The sequence below is a fragment of the Cognatilysobacter terrigena genome, from assembly GCF_004361065.1.
GTDB lineage: Bacteria > Pseudomonadota > Gammaproteobacteria > Xanthomonadales > Xanthomonadaceae > Cognatilysobacter > Cognatilysobacter terrigena.
Genome location: NZ_SELT01000002.1, coordinates 146,153 through 163,537 on the forward strand (window position 1 = coordinate 146,153; position 17,385 = coordinate 163,537).

The 17,385-nt window shown below is 67.8% G+C and carries 17 protein-coding genes; 13 read left to right on the plus strand and 4 right to left on the minus strand.

Features of this window, described 5'->3' with window-relative positions; genetic code table 11:
* Positions 1 to 162: 162 nt before the first annotated feature.
* The 9 genes from EVS83_RS02520 (at position 163) to EVS83_RS02560 (ending at position 7,440) form a co-directional block, all read left to right on the plus strand.
* Complete coding sequence (locus EVS83_RS02520) at positions 163 to 627, plus strand: hypothetical protein (protein ID WP_166636767.1); 465 nt, start codon at positions 163 to 165, stop codon at positions 625 to 627.
* A 10-nt stretch (positions 628 to 637) separates the two neighbouring features.
* Positions 638 to 1,471, plus strand: a complete 834-nt coding sequence (atpB, locus tag EVS83_RS02525; protein WP_133499267.1) for a F0F1 ATP synthase subunit A — start codon at positions 638 to 640, stop codon at positions 1,469 to 1,471.
* Positions 1,472 to 1,550: 79 nt separating this feature from the next.
* Positions 1,551 to 1,832 carry a F0F1 ATP synthase subunit C gene (gene atpE, locus EVS83_RS02530; protein WP_133499270.1) on the plus strand — a complete coding sequence of 94 codons (282 nt, stop codon included), beginning with the start codon at positions 1,551 to 1,553 and terminating at the stop codon, positions 1,830 to 1,832.
* Positions 1,833 to 1,918: 86 nt separating this feature from the next.
* Positions 1,919 to 2,389 (plus strand): F0F1 ATP synthase subunit B, encoded by a 471-nt coding sequence (locus EVS83_RS02535; protein ID WP_133499272.1) that lies wholly within the window; start codon positions 1,919 to 1,921, stop codon positions 2,387 to 2,389.
* 13 nt (positions 2,390 to 2,402) lie between these two features.
* Entirely contained in the window at positions 2,403 to 2,930 is a 528-nt protein-coding gene (locus tag EVS83_RS02540; protein WP_133499274.1) for a F0F1 ATP synthase subunit delta, read from the plus strand.
* A 52-nt stretch (positions 2,931 to 2,982) separates the two neighbouring features.
* Positions 2,983 to 4,530, plus strand: a complete 1,548-nt coding sequence (atpA, locus tag EVS83_RS02545) for a F0F1 ATP synthase subunit alpha (RefSeq protein ID WP_133499276.1) — start codon at positions 2,983 to 2,985, stop codon at positions 4,528 to 4,530.
* 68 nt (positions 4,531 to 4,598) lie between these two features.
* Entirely contained in the window at positions 4,599 to 5,462 is an 864-nt protein-coding gene (gene atpG / locus EVS83_RS02550; RefSeq protein ID WP_133499278.1) for a F0F1 ATP synthase subunit gamma, read from the plus strand.
* A 61-nt stretch (positions 5,463 to 5,523) separates the two neighbouring features.
* Positions 5,524 to 6,948, plus strand: coding sequence for a F0F1 ATP synthase subunit beta (gene atpD / locus EVS83_RS02555; RefSeq protein ID WP_133499280.1), 1,425 nt, complete (start codon positions 5,524 to 5,526; stop codon positions 6,946 to 6,948).
* 66 nt (positions 6,949 to 7,014) lie between these two features.
* Entirely contained in the window at positions 7,015 to 7,440 is a 426-nt protein-coding gene (locus EVS83_RS02560; protein WP_133499282.1) for a F0F1 ATP synthase subunit epsilon, read from the plus strand.
* 113 nt (positions 7,441 to 7,553) lie between these two features.
* Here the strand turns inward: EVS83_RS02560 and EVS83_RS02565 are convergent, their stop codons facing one another.
* Together EVS83_RS02565 and EVS83_RS02570 are read right to left on the minus strand one after the other, a co-directional pair.
* A complete protein-coding gene (locus EVS83_RS02565; protein ID WP_133499284.1) occupies positions 7,554 to 8,057 on the minus strand; it encodes an O-acetyl-ADP-ribose deacetylase in 504 nt (167 codons plus the stop codon).
* A 5-nt stretch (positions 8,058 to 8,062) separates the two neighbouring features.
* Complete coding sequence (locus EVS83_RS02570) at positions 8,063 to 8,476, minus strand: VOC family protein (RefSeq protein WP_133499286.1); 414 nt, start codon at positions 8,474 to 8,476, stop codon at positions 8,063 to 8,065.
* A 258-nt stretch (positions 8,477 to 8,734) separates the two neighbouring features.
* Here EVS83_RS02570 and imuA point away from each other — a divergent pair, with 258 nt between their 5' ends.
* Genes imuA through EVS83_RS02585 form a run of 3 tightly spaced genes read left to right on the plus strand, consistent with a single transcriptional unit; the run spans position 8,735 to position 13,936 of the window.
* Positions 8,735 to 9,358, plus strand: a complete 624-nt coding sequence (gene imuA, locus EVS83_RS02575; protein WP_133499288.1) for a translesion DNA synthesis-associated protein ImuA — start codon at positions 8,735 to 8,737, stop codon at positions 9,356 to 9,358.
* 7 nt (positions 9,359 to 9,365) lie between these two features.
* A complete protein-coding gene (locus tag EVS83_RS02580) occupies positions 9,366 to 10,784 on the plus strand; it encodes a Y-family DNA polymerase (RefSeq protein ID WP_133499290.1) in 1,419 nt (472 codons plus the stop codon).
* A complete protein-coding gene (locus EVS83_RS02585) occupies positions 10,784 to 13,936 on the plus strand; it encodes an error-prone DNA polymerase (RefSeq protein WP_133499292.1) in 3,153 nt (1,050 codons plus the stop codon). The genes EVS83_RS02580 and EVS83_RS02585 overlap by 1 nt, the downstream gene beginning before the upstream one ends.
* Before the next feature lie 3 nt (positions 13,937 to 13,939).
* On the opposite strand, the gene EVS83_RS02590 is transcribed toward EVS83_RS02585, so the two are convergent.
* Positions 13,940 to 14,386 (minus strand): PAS domain-containing protein, encoded by a 447-nt coding sequence (locus tag EVS83_RS02590; RefSeq protein WP_166636769.1) that lies wholly within the window; start codon positions 14,384 to 14,386, stop codon positions 13,940 to 13,942.
* 51 nt (positions 14,387 to 14,437) lie between these two features.
* Positions 14,438 to 15,433 carry an aldo/keto reductase gene (locus tag EVS83_RS02595; RefSeq protein ID WP_133499294.1) on the minus strand — a complete coding sequence of 332 codons (996 nt, stop codon included), beginning with the start codon at positions 15,431 to 15,433 and terminating at the stop codon, positions 14,438 to 14,440.
* 122 nt (positions 15,434 to 15,555) lie between these two features.
* Between EVS83_RS02595 and EVS83_RS02600 the strand changes: the two genes are divergently transcribed.
* Entirely contained in the window at positions 15,556 to 17,382 is a 1,827-nt protein-coding gene (locus EVS83_RS02600) for an FUSC family protein (protein ID WP_133499296.1), read from the plus strand.
* Positions 17,383 to 17,385: the final 3 nt, after the last annotated feature.

Here is a 17,385-nt window from a genome sequence, read left to right on the forward strand (position 1 = left end):
CGCGGGCACATCCGCGACGAGCGGTCGAAAGCGGCCGTGGATCGCGAGAGGCCGGGCCGGCTCGCGCTGGGCCGTTCCGGCATGCGAAGCCACCGACGCCGCAGATCGTGGCGACCGCTCGCGAGCCCGGCGCTGCCACGCAAGGCGCGACGCCCGTCCCACATGGCTTCCGCCGGTTGCCCGGAAAACTCACGCCCTTTATACTTTTGGGGCTCCACAGGGCGCTTTCGCGCCAGTCTCCAGACCGACGATCCCCGCGTGCACGATCCATTGTCCGCAGGCCGCCGGCTGGCGTCGCGCGCGATCGTCTGGCAAGCCGGCGCGACGGCGTTGGCCTCGCTCGCCTTCCTCCCCCTCGGTGTGCGCGATGCGCTCGCGACGGCGGTGGGCGGCGGCGCGGTGGTCGCGGCGGCCCTCGTATCGATGCTCATCGCCCTCGGCGGCGGCATCGGAACGGCCGGCATCGCGATGGCGCGACTCCTGTTGGGCATGGCGGCCAAGTGGGCCACGGTCGCCATCGTGTTGTTGCTCGGCCTCGCCGTCTGGCATCTGCCTGCACTCCCTCTGCTGATCGGGGTGCTGGTGGCGACAGTGGCGGCCGTCCCGGCCCAACTTCTGAATCGATAGGGTGTTTTCAGTGAGCGAGCAGACCGGTTCCGGCGGCGGCCTGAACGAATACATCCAGCATCACCTGACCCAGAACACCATCCAGCTGGGCGGTGGCGGTTTCCACGTCGACACGTGGGTCGTGTCGCTGGTGCTCGGCCTGATCTTCATCCTGTGGTTCGGCCTCGCTGCGCGTCGCGCGACGGCCGGCGTTCCCTCGAAGGGCCAGGCCTTCGTGGAGCTCATCCTCGAATTCATCGACGGCCAGGTGAAGGACACCTTCCACGGCGACCGCAGCTCGATCACGCCGCTCGCGCTCACGATCTTCGTGTGGGTCGTCCTCATGAACGGGATGGACCTGTTGCCGCTCGACATGCCGGGCTGGATCGTCAAGACGACCGCCGGCGCCGAAGTCGCGCACCACACTTACTTCCGCTGGGTTCCGACCGCCGACCTCAACACGACGTTCGGCCTGTCGATCCCGGTGTTCTTCATCATCCTCTACCACTCGATGAAGGCGAAGGGCATCGGCGGCTTCGGCAAGGAGCTCCTGACCGCGCCGTTCCATGCGCACGGCACCGTCGCGAAGATCGTTCTCGCACCCGCGAACCTCGGCCTCAACCTGATCGAGTACTGCGTCAAGCCGGTCAGCCTCGCGATGCGACTGTTCGGCAACATGTACGGCGGCGAGCTCGTCTTCATGCTCATCGCCGGCCTCCTCGGCGGCAGCCTCGTGATGTTCGTGCCGGGCGTGATCTTCAACGCCGCCTGGGCACTGTTCCACATCCTGATCGTGCTGCTGCAGGCCTTCATTTTCATGATCCTCACCGTCGTCTACATCGCCGGTGCGTACGAGAGTCACTGATCGAAATTCCGCTGTCGCGGCATCGCTCCACCCTTCGCTTCACCCTTCAAACTTCACTTAAATCCGCAGGAGAAACACCATGGAATTCATCGCTCATCTGCAGGGCATGACCGCGATCGCGATCGGCATGATGGTCGGCCTGGGCGCGATCGGCGCCTGCCTCGGCATCGCGCTGATGGGCTCGAAGGTCCTCGAGTCGGCCGCTCGCCAGCCGGAGCTCGTTCCGATGCTGCAGGGCCGTATGTTCCTGCTCGCCGGCCTGATCGACGCGGCGTTCATCATCGCGCTCGCCGTCGGCCTGCTCTTCGCGTTCGGCAACCCGCTCCTCGGCGCCGTCACCGCCGCTGCGAACGCGGGCTGATCGCTGCGTCATCCGTTGCAAGGCCGCCCGCACCTGCGGGCGGCTGACCGGGCGTTTTCGCCCGACCCGCGATCACCGGAGCTGTCATGAATATCAACATGACCTTCTTTGGCCAGATGCTCACCTTCGCGGTGCTGATCTGGGTCACCATGAAGTTCATCTGGCCGCCGTTGAACGCGGCCATCGAGGAGCGTCAGCGCAAGATCGCTGAAGGCCTCGCCGCCGCTGACAACAGCCAGAAGGCTCTCGAGCAGGCGCAGTCCAGCGCCGACTCCGTCGTGCGCGATGCGCGTGCGAAGGCGAACGAGATCATCGAGCAGGCGCACCAGCGCGCGAACCAGATCGTCGAGCAGGCGCATTCCGAAGCGGTGGCCGAAGCCAACCGCCAGAAGGATCTTGCGCAGGCCGAGATCGCCGCCGCCAGCACCCGTGCCCGCGAGGAACTGCGCGGCCAGGTCGCGTCGCTCGCCGTCGCCGGCGCCGAGAAGGTCCTGCGTCGCGAGATCGACGCCAACGCCCACCGCGCGCTGCTCGACGAGCTGGCCGGCCAGCTCTGACGGAGACGCGACGATGAGCCAGGCCCTGACCCTTGCCCGTCCCTACGCCCGCGCCGCGTTCAACGCCGCGCGGGACGAAGGCCGTGTCACCGCGTGGTCGCAGGCGCTGGCCTTCGCCGCACGCGTCGCCGCCGATCCGCAGGCGCAGGCGGTGCTCAAGCACCCGCAGCTGACGTCGCAGCAGGCCACGCGCCTGCTCGCGATCGAAGGCAGCGACGCCAGCGTGCAGCGGTTCCTGACGATGCTCGCCGACAACCGCCGCCTCGAACTGCTGCCGGAAATCACCGGCCTGTTCGAACAGCTGCGCGCGGAAGCCGAGCGCGTCGTCAAGGCGCGCGTGACGTCCGCTTCGCAGCTCAGCGACGCCGAGCTCGCCGCGATCCGCGATGGTCTCAAGCGCCGTTTCGGTCGCGAGGTCGAGCTGGAGTCGGCGGTCGATGCCTCGCTGATCGGCGGTGCGGTGATCGATGCCGGCGACGTCGTCATCGACGGCTCGGTCAAGGGCAAGCTCGAGCGCCTGCAGTCCGCGCTCGCCGCGTAAGCCCACGAATTCATCTACTCCCGGCGTCCGCGTCGGAACCAGGGAAACTCCCATGCAGAACACGCTCAACCCGTCCGAAATCAGCGAACTGATCAAGACCCGCATCGAGCAGGTCGGTCTGGCCGCCGAAGCCCGCAACGAAGGCACGGTCACGTCGGTCTCCGACGGCATCGTCCGCATCTTCGGCCTGGCCGACGTGATGCAGGGCGAAATGATCGAGCTGCCGGGCAACACGTTCGCGCTCGCGCTGAACCTCGAGCGCGACTCGGTCGGCGCCGTCGTCCTCGGCGACTACGAGCACCTGCGCGAAGGCGCGGTGGCCAAGACCACCGGCCGCATCCTGCAGGTGCCGATCGGCGACCAGCTTCTCGGCCGCGTGCTCAACGCACTGGGTGAGCCGATCGATGGCAAGGGCCCGCTGGGCACCACGCTGTCGGCGCCGGTCGAGCGCGTCGCGCCGGGCGTCATCTGGCGTAAGTCGGTCGATCAGCCGGTGCAGACCGGTTACAAGTCGGTCGACGCCATGATCCCGATCGGCCGCGGCCAGCGCGAGCTGATCATCGGCGACCGCCAGACCGGCAAGACCGCGATGGCCGTCGACGCGATCATCGCGCAGAAGGGCACCGGCATTAAGTGCATCTACGTCGCGATCGGCCAGAAGAACTCGACCGTTGCGAACGTCGTGCGTCGCCTCGAAGAGCAGGGCGCGCTCGCGCACACGATCGTCGTCGCCGCCACGGCCTCGGAATCGGCCGCGATGCAGTACATCGCGCCGTACGCCGGTTGTGCCATGGGCGAGTACTTCCTCGACCGCGGCCAGGACGCGCTGATCATTTACGACGACCTGTCCAAGCACGCCGTCGCCTACCGCCAGATCTCGCTGCTGCTGCGCCGTCCGCCGGGCCGCGAAGCGTATCCGGGCGACGTGTTCTACCTGCACTCCCGCCTGCTCGAGCGCGCCTCGCGCGTGTCGGAGGAGTACGTCGAGAAGTTCACCAACGGTGAGGTCAAGGGCCAGACCGGTTCGCTGACCGCGCTGCCGATCATCGAGACGCAGGCGGGCGACGTGTCCGCGTTCGTCCCGACGAACGTCATCTCGATCACCGACGGCCAGATCTTCCTCGAGACCGATCTGTTCAACGCCGGTATCCGTCCGGCCGTGAACGCGGGTATTTCGGTGTCGCGCGTCGGTGGCGCCGCGCAGACCAAGATCATCAAGAAGCTGTCGGGCGGCATCCGTATCGCGCTCGCCCAGTACCGCGAGCTCGCGGCGTTCGCGCAGTTCGCGTCGGACCTCGATGAAGCGACCCGCAAGCAGCTCGAGCGCGGCCAGCGCGTCACCGAGCTGATGAAGCAGAAGCAGTACGCCCCGCTGCCGATCGCGCTGCAGGCGCTGTCGATCTACGCGGTCGACAAGGGCTACATGGACGACGTGCCGGTCTCGAAGATCGGTGCGTTCGAAGCCGGCCTGCACTCGCACTTCGTCAACACGCAGGGCGAGCTGTCGAACCGCATCACGCAGACGGGCGCGTGGGACGACGCGATCGAGAACACCTTCAAGCAGGTGATCGAAGAGTTCAAGCAGACGGGCAGCTGGTAATCCCAGCGGTCGAACGGGCGCGGTCACACGCGCCCGATCCCCGGTAGCAGCACAGAAGCGAGCGAGAGATGGCAGGCGGACGCGAAATCAAATCGAAGATCAAGAGCGTGCAGAACACCCGCAAGGTGACGCGCGCGCTTGAAATGGTCTCCGCCTCGAAGATCCGCAAGGCGCAGGACCGCATGAAGACCTCGCGTCCGTACGCGCGGGTCATGAAGCAGGTGATCGGCCACCTCGCGCAGGCGAGCGGCGACTACCAGCATCCGTACATGGTCGAGCGCAAGGACGTAAAGCGCGTGGCCTACGTGATCGTCTCGAGCGATCGCGGCCTCGCCGGCGGCCTCAACAACAACATGTTCCGCAAGCTGGTCGGCGAGTTCCGCCGCTGGCACGAGCAGGGCGTCGAGATCGACGTCGTCACGATCGGCCAGAAGGCGTCGGTGTTCTTCCGCCGCCTCAAGGTCAACATGATCGCGTCGGTCACGCACCTCGGTGACGTGCCGAAGCTCGAGCAGGTCGTCGGCGTGGTTAAGGTGGTGCTCGACGCGTACGAGGCCGGGCAGGTCGACCGCGTGTTCGTCTGCTACAACCACTTCGTCAACACGATGGCGCAGGTCGCGACGTTCGACCAGCTTCTGCCGCTGCCGGCGTCGACGACGAAGGTCGCGCAGCACGACTGGGACTACATCTACGAACCCGACGCGCCGACGGTGCTGAACCACGTGCTGTCGCGCTACATCGAGTCGCTGGTCTACCAGGCCGTGCTCGAGAACGTGGCGTCGGAGCATGCGGCGCGCATGGTCGCGATGAAGGCCGCGAGCGACAACGCGACCAAGCTGATCGGCACGCTCAACCTCGTCTACAACAAGGCCCGCCAGGCCGCGATCACCCAGGAAATCTCGGAGATCGTCGGCGGCGCCGCCGCGGTCTGACCTTCGCTGAGCGCGTCGTTCGCGCTCGCATCAACGAATCGATTTACACAGGAAACAACCCATGAACGCTCAGGTCTCTCCCAGCACCACGGGCACCATCGTCCAGATCATCGGCGCGGTCGTCGACGTCGAATTCCCGCGCGATGCAGTGCCGCGCGTGTACGACGCGCTGAAGGTCGACGGCACGGCGATCACGCTCGAAGTCCAGCAGCAGCTCGGCGACGGCGTCGTGCGCGCCATCGCGCTTGGCTCGACGGACGGCCTGAAGCGCGGCCTCGTCGCCAACAACACCGGCCGCGCGATCGCGGTGCCGGTCGGCACGGGCACGCTGGGTCGCATCATGGACGTGCTCGGCACGCCGATCGACGAAGCCGGCCCGGTGCAGGCGACCGATCACTGGGAAATCCATCGCGCCGCGCCGTCGTATGAAGACCAGTCCTCGGCGACCGACCTGCTCGAAACCGGCATCAAGGTCATCGACCTGATGTGCCCGTTCGCGAAGGGCGGCAAGGTCGGCCTGTTCGGCGGCGCCGGCGTCGGCAAGACCGTCAACATGATGGAACTCATCAACAACATCGCGAAGGCGCACTCGGGTCTGTCCGTGTTCGCCGGCGTGGGCGAGCGTACCCGCGAGGGCAACGACTTCTACCACGAGATGAAGGACTCGAACGTCCTCGACAAGGTCGCGATGGTGTACGGCCAGATGAACGAGCCGCCGGGCAACCGCCTGCGCGTCGCGCTCACCGGCCTGACGATGGCCGAGTACTTCCGCGACGACAAGGACCCGGCCACCGGCAAGGGTCGTGACGTGCTGTTGTTCGTCGACAACATCTACCGCTACACGCTGGCCGGTACCGAAGTGTCGGCGCTGCTCGGCCGCATGCCGTCGGCCGTCGGTTACCAGCCGACGCTGGCCGAGGAAATGGGCGTTCTGCAGGAGCGCATCACCTCGACCAAGACCGGTTCGATCACCTCGATCCAGGCCGTCTACGTCCCCGCGGACGACCTGACCGACCCGTCGCCGGCGACGACCTTCGCCCACCTCGACGCCACCGTCGTGCTGTCGCGAAACATCGCCTCGCTGGGCATCTACCCGGCGGTCGACCCGCTCGACTCGACCTCACGCCAGCTCGATCCCAACGTGATCGGCACCGAGCACTACGACGTCGCGCGCAAGGTCCAGGCGACGCTCCAGAAGTACAAGGAGCTCAAGGACATCATCGCGATCCTCGGCATGGACGAGCTCTCGGAAGAAGACAAGCAGGCCGTGTCGCGCGCCCGCAAGATCGAGCGCTTCTTCTCGCAGCCGTTCCACGTCGCGGAAGTCTTCACCGGTTCGCCGGGCAAGTACGTCGCGCTGAAGGACACGATCCGCGGCTTCAAGGGCATCGTCGAAGGCGAGTACGACCACCTGCCGGAGCAGGCGTTCTACATGGTCGGCGGCATCGAGGAAGCGGTCGAGAAGGCCAAGAAGATCGCCGGCTGAGCCGACTGATCGAAGCGGCGTCGATGTGAGTCGGCGCCGCCGTCTTCCGAATCAAGCGAGAACACCATGGCATCCACCATCCGTTGCGACATCGTCAGCGCCGAGCAGGAGATCTTCCACGGCGACGCCGAAATGGTCGTCGCGACCGGCGAGCTCGGCGAACTCGGCATCGCGCCGAAGCACGCGCCGCTGATCACCCGCCTGAAGCCGGGCAAGGTCGTCGTGACGCTGCCGGGCGGCGAGAAGCTCGACTTCGCGATCTCCGGCGGCATTCTCGAAGTGCAGCCGAGCGTCGTGACCGTGCTCGCCGATACCGCGATCCGCGCCGAGGACATCGACGAGGCGGCGGTGCGTGCGGCGAAGGACGAAGCCGAGCGCATCCTCGCGCAGAAGGATCCGAAGATGTCGCTCGAGGAAGCGCAGAACCAGCTCGCGATGTCGATCGCGCAGCTGTCGGCGCTGGAGCGCCTGCGCAAGAACCTCAAGCACTGAGGTTTTGCGACATCGCTTCATCGAAAACGCCGGCTTCGTGCCGGCGTTTTTGTTTGTAGCCGCGCGCAAACGTCGAACACGCGCAGAACGGTTCGTGGTCGTGACGCGCAGGCTTATGCGGAAGCAGCGAGCAGGCGTTCGTAGACGGCGAGATCGCCCACGGAAAAGCAGCAGAACACGACGCGTTCGATGCGCGCAGCGTCGAAGCTCGACACGGTACGCACCGCGATCGTCGCCGCGGGTTCGAGCGGATAACCGTAGACGCCGGTGCTGATGCACGGGAACGCGACGGACGCGCAGTCGGCGGCATCGGCAAGCGCGAGGCTGTTGCGATAGCAGGATTCGAGCGAAGCGGGCTCGCCTGCATCGCCGCCGCGCCAGACGGGGCCGACGGTATGCACGACATGCCGCGCAGGCAAGCGGTGGCCGCCGGTGATGCGCGCTTCGCCGACGGGACAGCGACCGATGCGTCGGCACTCCTCGACCAGGCCGGGTCCCGCCGCGCGGTGGATCGCGCCGTCGACGCCGCCACCGCCGAGCAGGCTCGTATTCGCCGCATTGACGATCGCGTCGACGTGCAGCGTGGTGATGTCGGCGTGGATCGCTTCGAGTCGCATCGTCGCTATCGCGCAGGGCCCTTGAGTTCGATCGTATTCCCGTCGGGGTCGTGCAGGTACAGCGACGGCCCGTCGCCTTCGGCGCCGAAGTTGTCGGATGTCGGTTCCAGCACGTCGACGCCGTGCGCGGCGAGATGCGCGCGGATCGCGACGTCGTCGAACGGTTCGATGCGCAGCGCGATGTGATCGACGTTGCGGCGCGTGTCGCCCGCGGCCTCGCCGCCGCGCGCACCGAGTTTTCCCGCGATGTCGACGAGATCGATCATCGATGCGCCGGCGCGCAGATGGGTGAGGCCGAGATCGGGACGCTCGCGCGCGATCGTGCAGCCGAGCACGTCGCGATAGAAGCGCACGCTGCGCGCGGTGTCGGCGACGCGCAGGACGACGTGGTCGATGCATTGCAGGTCGAAGGGGCGCATGGCGGTGTCCGATGCAGGTGGACGCCAGCATCGCGCGATCGAGCACGACGAACGCGACTGCGTGCGGATCGCCGTATTGCGCAGGCGGTCTCGGCCGTTGCGATGCGTCGCCGACATGCTTGCGACGCCTCGGCGGATTCCAGACGCCCCTGAGACGACCGGCGGCATCCCGGCTACGGCTGCTCTGTTAGTAATATTGCTAACAGAATGGCCACGCCTCACCTCCTCATACCGTCGAATGCCGTGCCGGACGGGCCGATGGGGGAGGTGCACGCGCTGGATCGCCTGTTGCGCGAACGCCCGATCTGGCGCGGCCGCGCGCCGGTCGCATCGCCGCGGGACGGCGTCTCGACGGGGTTCGCGGCACTCGACGCCGTACTGCCGGGGCAGGGCTGGATCGCGGCCGGGCTCAACGAGGTGCTGGTCGCGAGCGACGGCATCGGCGAACTGGAGCTGCTGTGGCCGATGCTCGCGGAGGCGTCGCAGGACGCGGCGGTCGTGCTCGTCGCGCCGCCCTACATCCCGTTTGCACCGGCCTGGCATGCCGCGGGCGTGCGGCTCGATCGCCTGCACGTCGTGCGCGCGGCATCGCGCGATGCAGTGTGGGCGGCCGAGCAATGCATGCGCTCCGGCGCGTGTGCGGCGGTGCTGTGCTGGCCGCAGATCGCGGGCGACGATCGTCCGTTGAGGCGCCTGCAGGTGGGGGCGGAGAGCGGGCGCTGTCGCGGCGTCGCGATCCGTCCGTTGCAGGCCGCGCGCAATCCGTCGCCCGCGCCATTGCGGTTGGCCGTCGAAAGCGCGCCGCGGCAGATCCGCGTGCTCAAGTGCCGGGGCGCGAATCCGCCGCCGTATCCCGTTCCGTTTCCACGCGCGTTGCAATGAGCCGGCGATGGACTGGGCCTGCCTGTTCCTGCCGCAGCTCGCGCTCGACGACGTCCTGCGCGATGCCGAAGACCCCGACACTCCGACGGCGGTGCTCGACGGCGCACCCGCATGTCGCGTGCTGTATGCCGTCAGCCCGTCCGCACGCCAGCAGGGCCTGCGCCCCGGGATGACGCTTGCCGCCGCGCAGGCGATCGGCGGCGCGTGCCGGTTCGTGGTGCTCGATGCGGAGAAGGTCGAACGCACGCGCGAGCGCATCGCGGCATGGGCGTACGGGTTCAGTTCGCAGGTGAGCCTCGATCTGCCGCATGCGATCGTGCTCGAGGTGCGGCGCAGCCGTCGACTGTTCGGCGAGTGGCCGCGTTTCGAGATGCGCCTGCGCGAAGGATTGCGTGCGCAGCGGGTCCGGCATCGCATCGTCGCTGCACCGAACCCGCATGCCGCGCGCGTGCTCGCGAACGTGCATGACGGGTTGGCGGTCGGCGAACGCGATCTCGATCGTGCGCTCGGTGACGTGCCGATCGAGCGGGCGGGCCTGTCGCCCGACATGGCGCAGGCGTTCTCGCGCATGGGCCTGCGCAAGCTCGGGCAGGTGCTCGCGTTGCCGCGCGCCTCGTTGAACAAGCGGTTTCCGCCTGCGCTGCTCCGATGCCTCGACCGCCTGCGTGGCGGTGCGGGCCCGCTGACCATGTACCAGCCGCCGGATCGTTTCGAAGCGCGCATGGAATTCGATGCGGAGATCGAATCGAGCCTGGCGCTGCTGTTTCCGGTGCGTCGACTGACGGCCGATCTCGCCGCGTTCCTCGTGAGTCGCGACGACGGCGTGCAGCGCTTCTCGCTGTGGATGGAGCACGAGTTCCTGCCGCCGAGCGAGGTGCGCGTCGGCCTGCTCGCACCCGAGCGCGATGCGGCGATGCTGTTCGAACTCGCGCGTGGTCGCGTCGAACAGGCTGCGTTGCCTGCGCCTGTGCGCGCAGTGCGACTCGAAGCACGCGAACTGCCGCGCTTCGTGCCGGCCGCGCGCGATCTGTTCGACACCCGTGCACAGCAGGGCATGCCGTGGACGCAGCTGCGCGAACGCCTGCGCGCGCGCCTGGGCGACGCCGCGGTGCAGGATCTCGGCTGGAATGCGGACCATCGCCCCGAGCGCGTGGCCGACAACGCGCTGTCGACGATGCCGCGACAGCCGCCCGTGCTGCCGCGTCCCGGCTGGTTGCTGCCCGGCCCGCAACCGTTGCGCGAGCCGATCGCGCAGCTCATCGCCGGGCCGGAGCGCATCGAAGCCGGCTGGTGGGACGGCGGCGACGTGCGTCGCGACTACTACATCGTCGAGACGCTGCACGGCCAGCGCGCCTGGGTGTACCGGCCGCTGCGACGCTATGGCGACCCCGTACCGCCGTTCGTGCTGCACGGATGGTTCGCGTGATGCGCGCGGCCAACGACGACGCGCCGCCGGACTATGCCGAACTGCATTGCCTGTCGGACTTCAGTTTCCAGCGCGGTGCCTCGACCGCGAACGAGCTGTTCGCGCGTGCGAAGGAGCAGGGCTACACGGCGCTCGCGATCACCGACGAATGCACGCTCGCGGGCATCGTGCGGGCGCTCATGGCGTCGGAGAAATTCGAGCTGCCCTTGATCGTCGGCAGCGAGATGCGCATCGAAGACGGCCCGCACTGCGTATTGCTGGTCGAATCGAAGGCGGGCTACACCGCGCTCTGCGGCCTGATCACTGATGCGCGGCGTCGCGCGGAGAAGGGCGCCTACCGCTTGCTCGCCAGCGATTTCGATCGCCCGCTCGAGGGCCTGCTCGCACTCTGGCTGCCCGGCGACACGCCCGACCTCGAGCAGGGGCGCTGGCTCGCCGACCGTTTTCCGTCGCGATGCTGGATGGCGGTGGAACTGCATTGCGGCCCGAATGACGCCGCGCGCATCCGCGTCCTGCGCGATGCGGCGCGCACGCTCGGCCTGCGCTGCGTCGCCAGTAGCGACGTGCACATGCACGCGCGCAGTCGGCGTGAGCTGCAGGACGTCATGACGGCGATCCGCCTACGCACCATATTAAAAGATGCCGGCTATGCGCTGTTCCCCAACGGCGAGAGGCACCTGCGCAGCCGCGCGATCCTGTCCGCGATCTATCCGCAGGACATGCTCGACGAGACGCTCGCGATCGCCGCGCGCTGCACGTTCCATCTCAAGCGCGATCACCAGTACGAATATCCGCGCGAGCTGGTGCCGTCGTGGCATACGCCGACGACGTGGCTGCGCCAGCTGGTGAAGATCGGTATCCGCCGGCGCTGGAAGGCGCTGCCGCCTGAGGACGCGCATCGGCGGGCCACCGAATCGCAGATCGAGAAAGAACTCGAGCTGATCGAGAAGCTCGGCTTCGAGAAGTTCTTCCTGACCGTCTACGACGTCGTCCGCTTTGCGCGCGTGCGGAAGATCCTCTGCCAAGGACGCGGTTCGGCGGCCAACTCTGCCGTCTGCTACGCGCTCGGCATCACCGAGCTACGGCCCGGTCAATCGAACCTGCTGTTCGAACGCTTCATCTCCGAGAACCGCAAGAACGAGCCGCCGGATATCGACGTCGACTTCGAGCACGAACGTCGCGAGGAGGTATTGCAGTACGTCTTCAACTACTACGGACGCCGGCGCGCCGCGTTGGCGACGGTGGTGATCTCGTATCGAGGGCGCAGCGCAGTGCGTGATGTCGGCCGCGCGCTCGGCCTGCCGGAAGACCAGGTCGGCGAGCTCGCGAAGACGCTCGATCGCTGGAGCTCCGAAGCGCCACTGCCCGCGTACCTGCGCGAGAACGGCTTCGACCCCGACACGCTGCTGATGCGAAAGCTCGTCGAACTCACCAGCGAACTCGTCGGCATGCCGCGCCATCTGTCGCAGCATCCGGGCGGCTTCCTGATCTCGGAGCACGACCTCGCCACCATCGTGCCGGTCGAAAACGCCGCGATGGACGACCGCACCGTCGTGCAATGGGACAAGGACGACATCGAGTACATGGGCATGCTCAAGGTCGACTGCCTCGCGCTCGGCATGCTCACCTGCATCCGCAAGACATTCGACGTGCTGCGCGACAGCGGACGTCGAACAATCTCGATGGCGTCCATCGCGCGCTGCGATCACCGGTCGGAGGCGGGCCGGAAGGTGTTCGAGATGATCCAGGCGGGCGACAGCATCGGCGTGTTCCAGATCGAATCGCGAGCGCAGATGACGATGGCGCCGCGGCTGAAGCCGGAAAAGTTCTACGACCTCGTCATCCAGATCGCGATCGTGCGACCCGGCCCGATCCAAGGCGACATGGTCAAGCCCTATCTGCAGCGACGAATGGGACGTGAGCCGGTCAGTTACGTCAAACCCGAACTCAAGGAAATTCTCGAGCGCACTCTGGGCGTTCCGCTCTTCCAGGAACAGGTCATGCAGATCGCCATGAAGGCCGCGAAGTATTCGCCTGCGGAAGCCGACGACCTGCGCCGTGCGATGGCGGCATGGAAACGCAACGGCCGCATGGAAGAGCACCGCGTCCGGCTGACGCAGGGCCTGCTTTCGAACGGTTACGACGAGGAGTTCGCGGCGAAGATCTTCGAACAGATCAAGGGCTTCGGCAGCTACGGCTTTCCCGAATCCCACGCCGCCAGTTTCGCGCTGCTGTGCTGGCAGAGCGCGTGGCTCAAATGCCACGAGCCCACCGCGTTCGCCGCCGGCCTGCTGAATTCGCAGCCGATGGGCTTCTACTCGCCCAGCCAGATCGTGCAGGACCTGCGTCGCCACGGCCTCGACGTGCGGCCTGTCGACATCCGCTATAGCGACTGGGACTGCACGCTCGAGTTCCGCGGTGCGCCGGACGATCTCACCCAGCAGCCTGCGTTGCGCCTGGGGTTGCGCATGGTCGACGGCTTCAACGAAGCCTGCGCGCATCGCGTCGTCGCCGCCCGCAAGGAGCGGCCGTTCACCGACGCGGCCGACCTCTGCAAGCGTGCGTCGCTCAACATGCGCGAGCGCAACGTGCTCGCCGATGCCGGTGCGCTGCGTGGCCTGCTGGGCCATCGGCACAAGGCGCGCTGGCTGATGAGTGGCGTGGAATCGAAGACGCCGCTGCTCGACGAAACCGTGAGCGCGCAGGAAGCGCGCGTGGCGCTGCCGCTGCCGAGCGTCGAAGAAGACATCCGCACCGATTACGCGACGCTCGGTCTCACGCTGGGCCGGCACCCGCTGTCGCTGCTGCGCACGACGTTGGCCAAACGCGGGTTACGGCGTTCGCGCGACCTGAGGGCACTGCCGAACGACACCCGGGTGTCCTTCGCCGGCATCGTCACGTTGCGCCAGCGGCCGAGTACCGCCAGCGGCGTGACGTTCCTGACGCTGGAGGACGAGGACGGGCTCACCAACGTCGTGGTTTGGAAACGCATTGCCGATCGCGACCGCCGCGCGCTGCTCGGCTCGCGACTTCTTCTCGTGCGCGGTCACATGGAGGCCGGTGACGGCGTGCAACACCTCATCGCGGACCGGCTCGAGAATCTCGACGCGCTGCTCGGTGGCCTGTCGACGAGTTCGCGCGATTTCCACTGACGCTCACGTCATGCGGTTGCTGACGTCCTTCTGGATGCCGACGTACCGCCACACGCGCCCGTCGGGCCCGCGCATCGGCGCAAGGCTGAGCTCGTTCCAGAACATCGAGCCGTCCTTGCGATAGTTGCGAAGCACGACCAGGCAGGAATCGCCGCGATCGATCGCGCGGCGAAGTTCGTCGATCCCGGCCTGGTCGTGATCGTCGCCCTGCAGGAACCGGCAATCGCGGCCGAGGATCTCGTCGGACGAATAGCCGGTGAGCCGCTCGAACGCCGGGTTCGCGAAGATGATCGGATGCTCGGGCGCGCCCGGTACGACACGTGCGATGACGACCCCGTCGCGCGCTGCCATTACGGCCTGTCGGAAGACGGTGTCGTCGGTACCGCTACCGCCGCCATGCGTGAGGTGCGCGAGGACCTGCGAATGGATGTCGTTCGACGTGGCGGGCATGGGGATCCTCGGAAGCGACACGCATGATACGAAGCGCGCGCCGCGCCGGATTCACAGGTTCACCTTCGTCATCCCATCCGCCGGGTAGCGCGTGCCCGACACCGGGTGGGCATCGAGCACCGCGTCGATGCGCGCAACCTCGTTCGCGTCGAGCGTGATGTACGCGGCCTGCGCGTTCTCGTCGAGACGCTCGATCTTGCGCGTGCCGGGAATCGGCACGATGTCCTCGCCCTGCGCGAGCAGCCAGGCGAGCGCGAGCTGCGCAGGCGTGCAGCCGCGCGCGGCGGCGAGTTCCTTCACCGCGTCGACCAGCGCCTGGTTGCGTTCGGCGTTCGCATGCTGGAAACGTGGATGGTTGCGGCGGGTATCGTTCTCCGCAAGGCCCTGCGCGGGCGGCAACGCGCCGGTGAGGAAGCCGCGACCGAGCGGGCTATACGGCACGAAACCGATGCCGAGTTCGCGGCAGGTCGGCAGGATCTCGGCCTCGACATCGCGCGACCACAACGAGTACTCGCTCTGCAGCGCACTGATCGGATGCACGGCTTGCGCGCGACGGATCGTCGCCGCCGACGCTTCGGACAGGCCGAGATGTCGCACCTTGCCGGCGTCCACCAGTCGCGCCATCGCGCCGACGGTGTCCTCAATCGGCACGGTGGGATCGACACGATGCTGGTAGTACAGATCGATCGTCTCGACGCCGAGACGCCTCAGGCTCGCGTCGCAGGCTTCGGCGACGTACTGCGGCGAACCGTCGATGCGCAGCATGCGGCCGTCGGACGCGCGCACGTTGCCGAACTTGGTCGCGAGCACGACGTCGTCGCGCCGCGTCTTCAGTACCTTCGACAGCAGCTTCTCGTTCTCGCCGACGCCGTACATGTCGGCGGTGTCGAAGAAATTGATGCCGCGGTCGAGCGCGTGGTTCAGCACCGCGAGATTGGCCGCCTCCTCGCTGGGGCCGTAGAAGTCGGACATGCCCATGCAGCCCAGGCCAATCGCCGAAACGGTCAGGCCCTGGCCCAGGGTGCGACGGGGAAACGATGCGGTCATGGCGGTCTCCGGAACGATCGGCGAAGGGTAGCGGCGTAGGCGTTATGCGTCCGCCGACGCCATTGACGGCCGACGAGCGCACGGCTGCCTAGCATGGGCGCTCCGCCGCCCGACCACGCACCATGTCCGGCCCGAGCCATCGCCCGCTGCAGACGGTCGTTCGCAGCCTGTTCCAGCGCCAGGCGCCGCCTCCGCAGCGTTGGCGGTTCTCGGCGCGGGCGGCGTTGTGCACGGGCTTGCCGATCGTCGCCGGCTGGCTCGCGCACGACATGGCCGCCGGGTTGATGGCGTCGATTGGCGGCTACACCGCGCTGTACGGCAGCGGCCGGCCGTATCGCAGTCGTGCATGGCTGCTCGCGTCGATCGCGTTCGCGCAGGCGCTCGCCGTCGGCGTGGGCATTGCGGCCGGCGGCGCGGTGTGGAGCACGATCCTGTCTATCGCACTTACGGCGACGCTGGCGACGTGGCTGTGCAACGCGCTGCAGACCGGGCCGCCCGGCGCGTACATCATCGTGCTGGCCTGCGCGTCGGGCACGGCGATGCGCGCCTCGCACCTGTCGCCGTTGCATTCGGCGGCGCTGATCTTCGCCGGCGGCGCGTTCGCATGGATCGTGCAGATGGCGGGCGGGCTGTTGGATCCACACGGGCCGGAACGGCGAGCGCTGGACACGGCGCGGCGCGCAGTCGCCGCGTTCATCGATGCACGCGACGGCGCGGACGCCGACGGTGCGCGCCGTCGCGCGGCCCTGGCGCTGCAGCAGGCCTGGACGGCGCTGGTGGCGCAGCAGCCCGCACGCTCGCGCGGCGACGCCACCGTCGGCCGACTGCGCACGCTCAATCGCGAGCTGCATACGCTGTTCGCCGATGCGGTGGCCGCGGAGCCCGAGTCGTCATCCGACGCACTGAGAGCACGGCTCGACGCGATCGATCGCCGCCTGCAGCATCTCGACGACGTACCGGTCACACCACGCGACGCGGTGCCGACCGGGCGGCCCGATGCGATGGACGCCTTGCGCGACAGCCTGCGTCCCGGCTCGCCGTTGCGGCGCGTCGTCGCACGCGTCGGCCTTTGTGCGATCGCCGTCGGTGCGCTGGCGACCGGTGCACACCTCGAGCGTGCGTACTGGGCGGTCGCCGCCGCCGTGCTGATGCTGCACATGGGCTACGACTGGACGCGCACGCTGCAGCGCGCGTTGCAGCGATCACTCGGCACGTGGATCGGCCTGCTCCTGGCCGCCGCGATCCTGAAGCTGCATCCCGACGGGCTTGTGCTCGCGCTGGTGGCGATGGCGCTGCAGTTCGCGATCGAGATGCTCGTCGTCCGCAATTACGCGGTCGCGTGCATCTTCATCACCGCGTCCGCGTTGACGATTGCGAGTAGCGGTCATCCGGACGCGCACGGTAGTTATCTCGTCGCCCGCGGCGTCGACACGGCGATCGGCTGCCTGTGCGCGCTCGTCGTCTATGCATTGATTCCGCCGAAACCGACCGCGGCACGCCTGCCCACGCTCGTCGCGAACGTACTCGACGCCGCGGCCTCGGTGCTCGAACACATCGAAGCCGGCGACGTCATCAGCCGCGCTGCGCGCCAGGCCCGCGCACGCCTGCAGCGCTCGACGTTCGCACTCGCGCAGGCGTACGAGGAAGGCATAAACGGCTCGATGGCGCGACGACGCGTCGCCGAACAGGCGTGGCCCGTGGTGGCGGCCGCGGAGCGGTTGGCCTACCGCGTGCTGGCGATCGCGTGGTCGCGCGAGTCCGCCGGTGCCAACCGACCACCGCTCGCAGCAGCGGCGATCGCGCAATCACGTGAGGCATTCGCAACGCTCGCCGAGGATGTGCGTGCGCGACGCGACATCGGCGCCGACACGCAACCTGCAGTACTGCGCATCGAGTTCGACGCCCTGAAGCAGGCCCTCGCCACGATGCCGTCGGTCGAGGGCCGCTGAGGC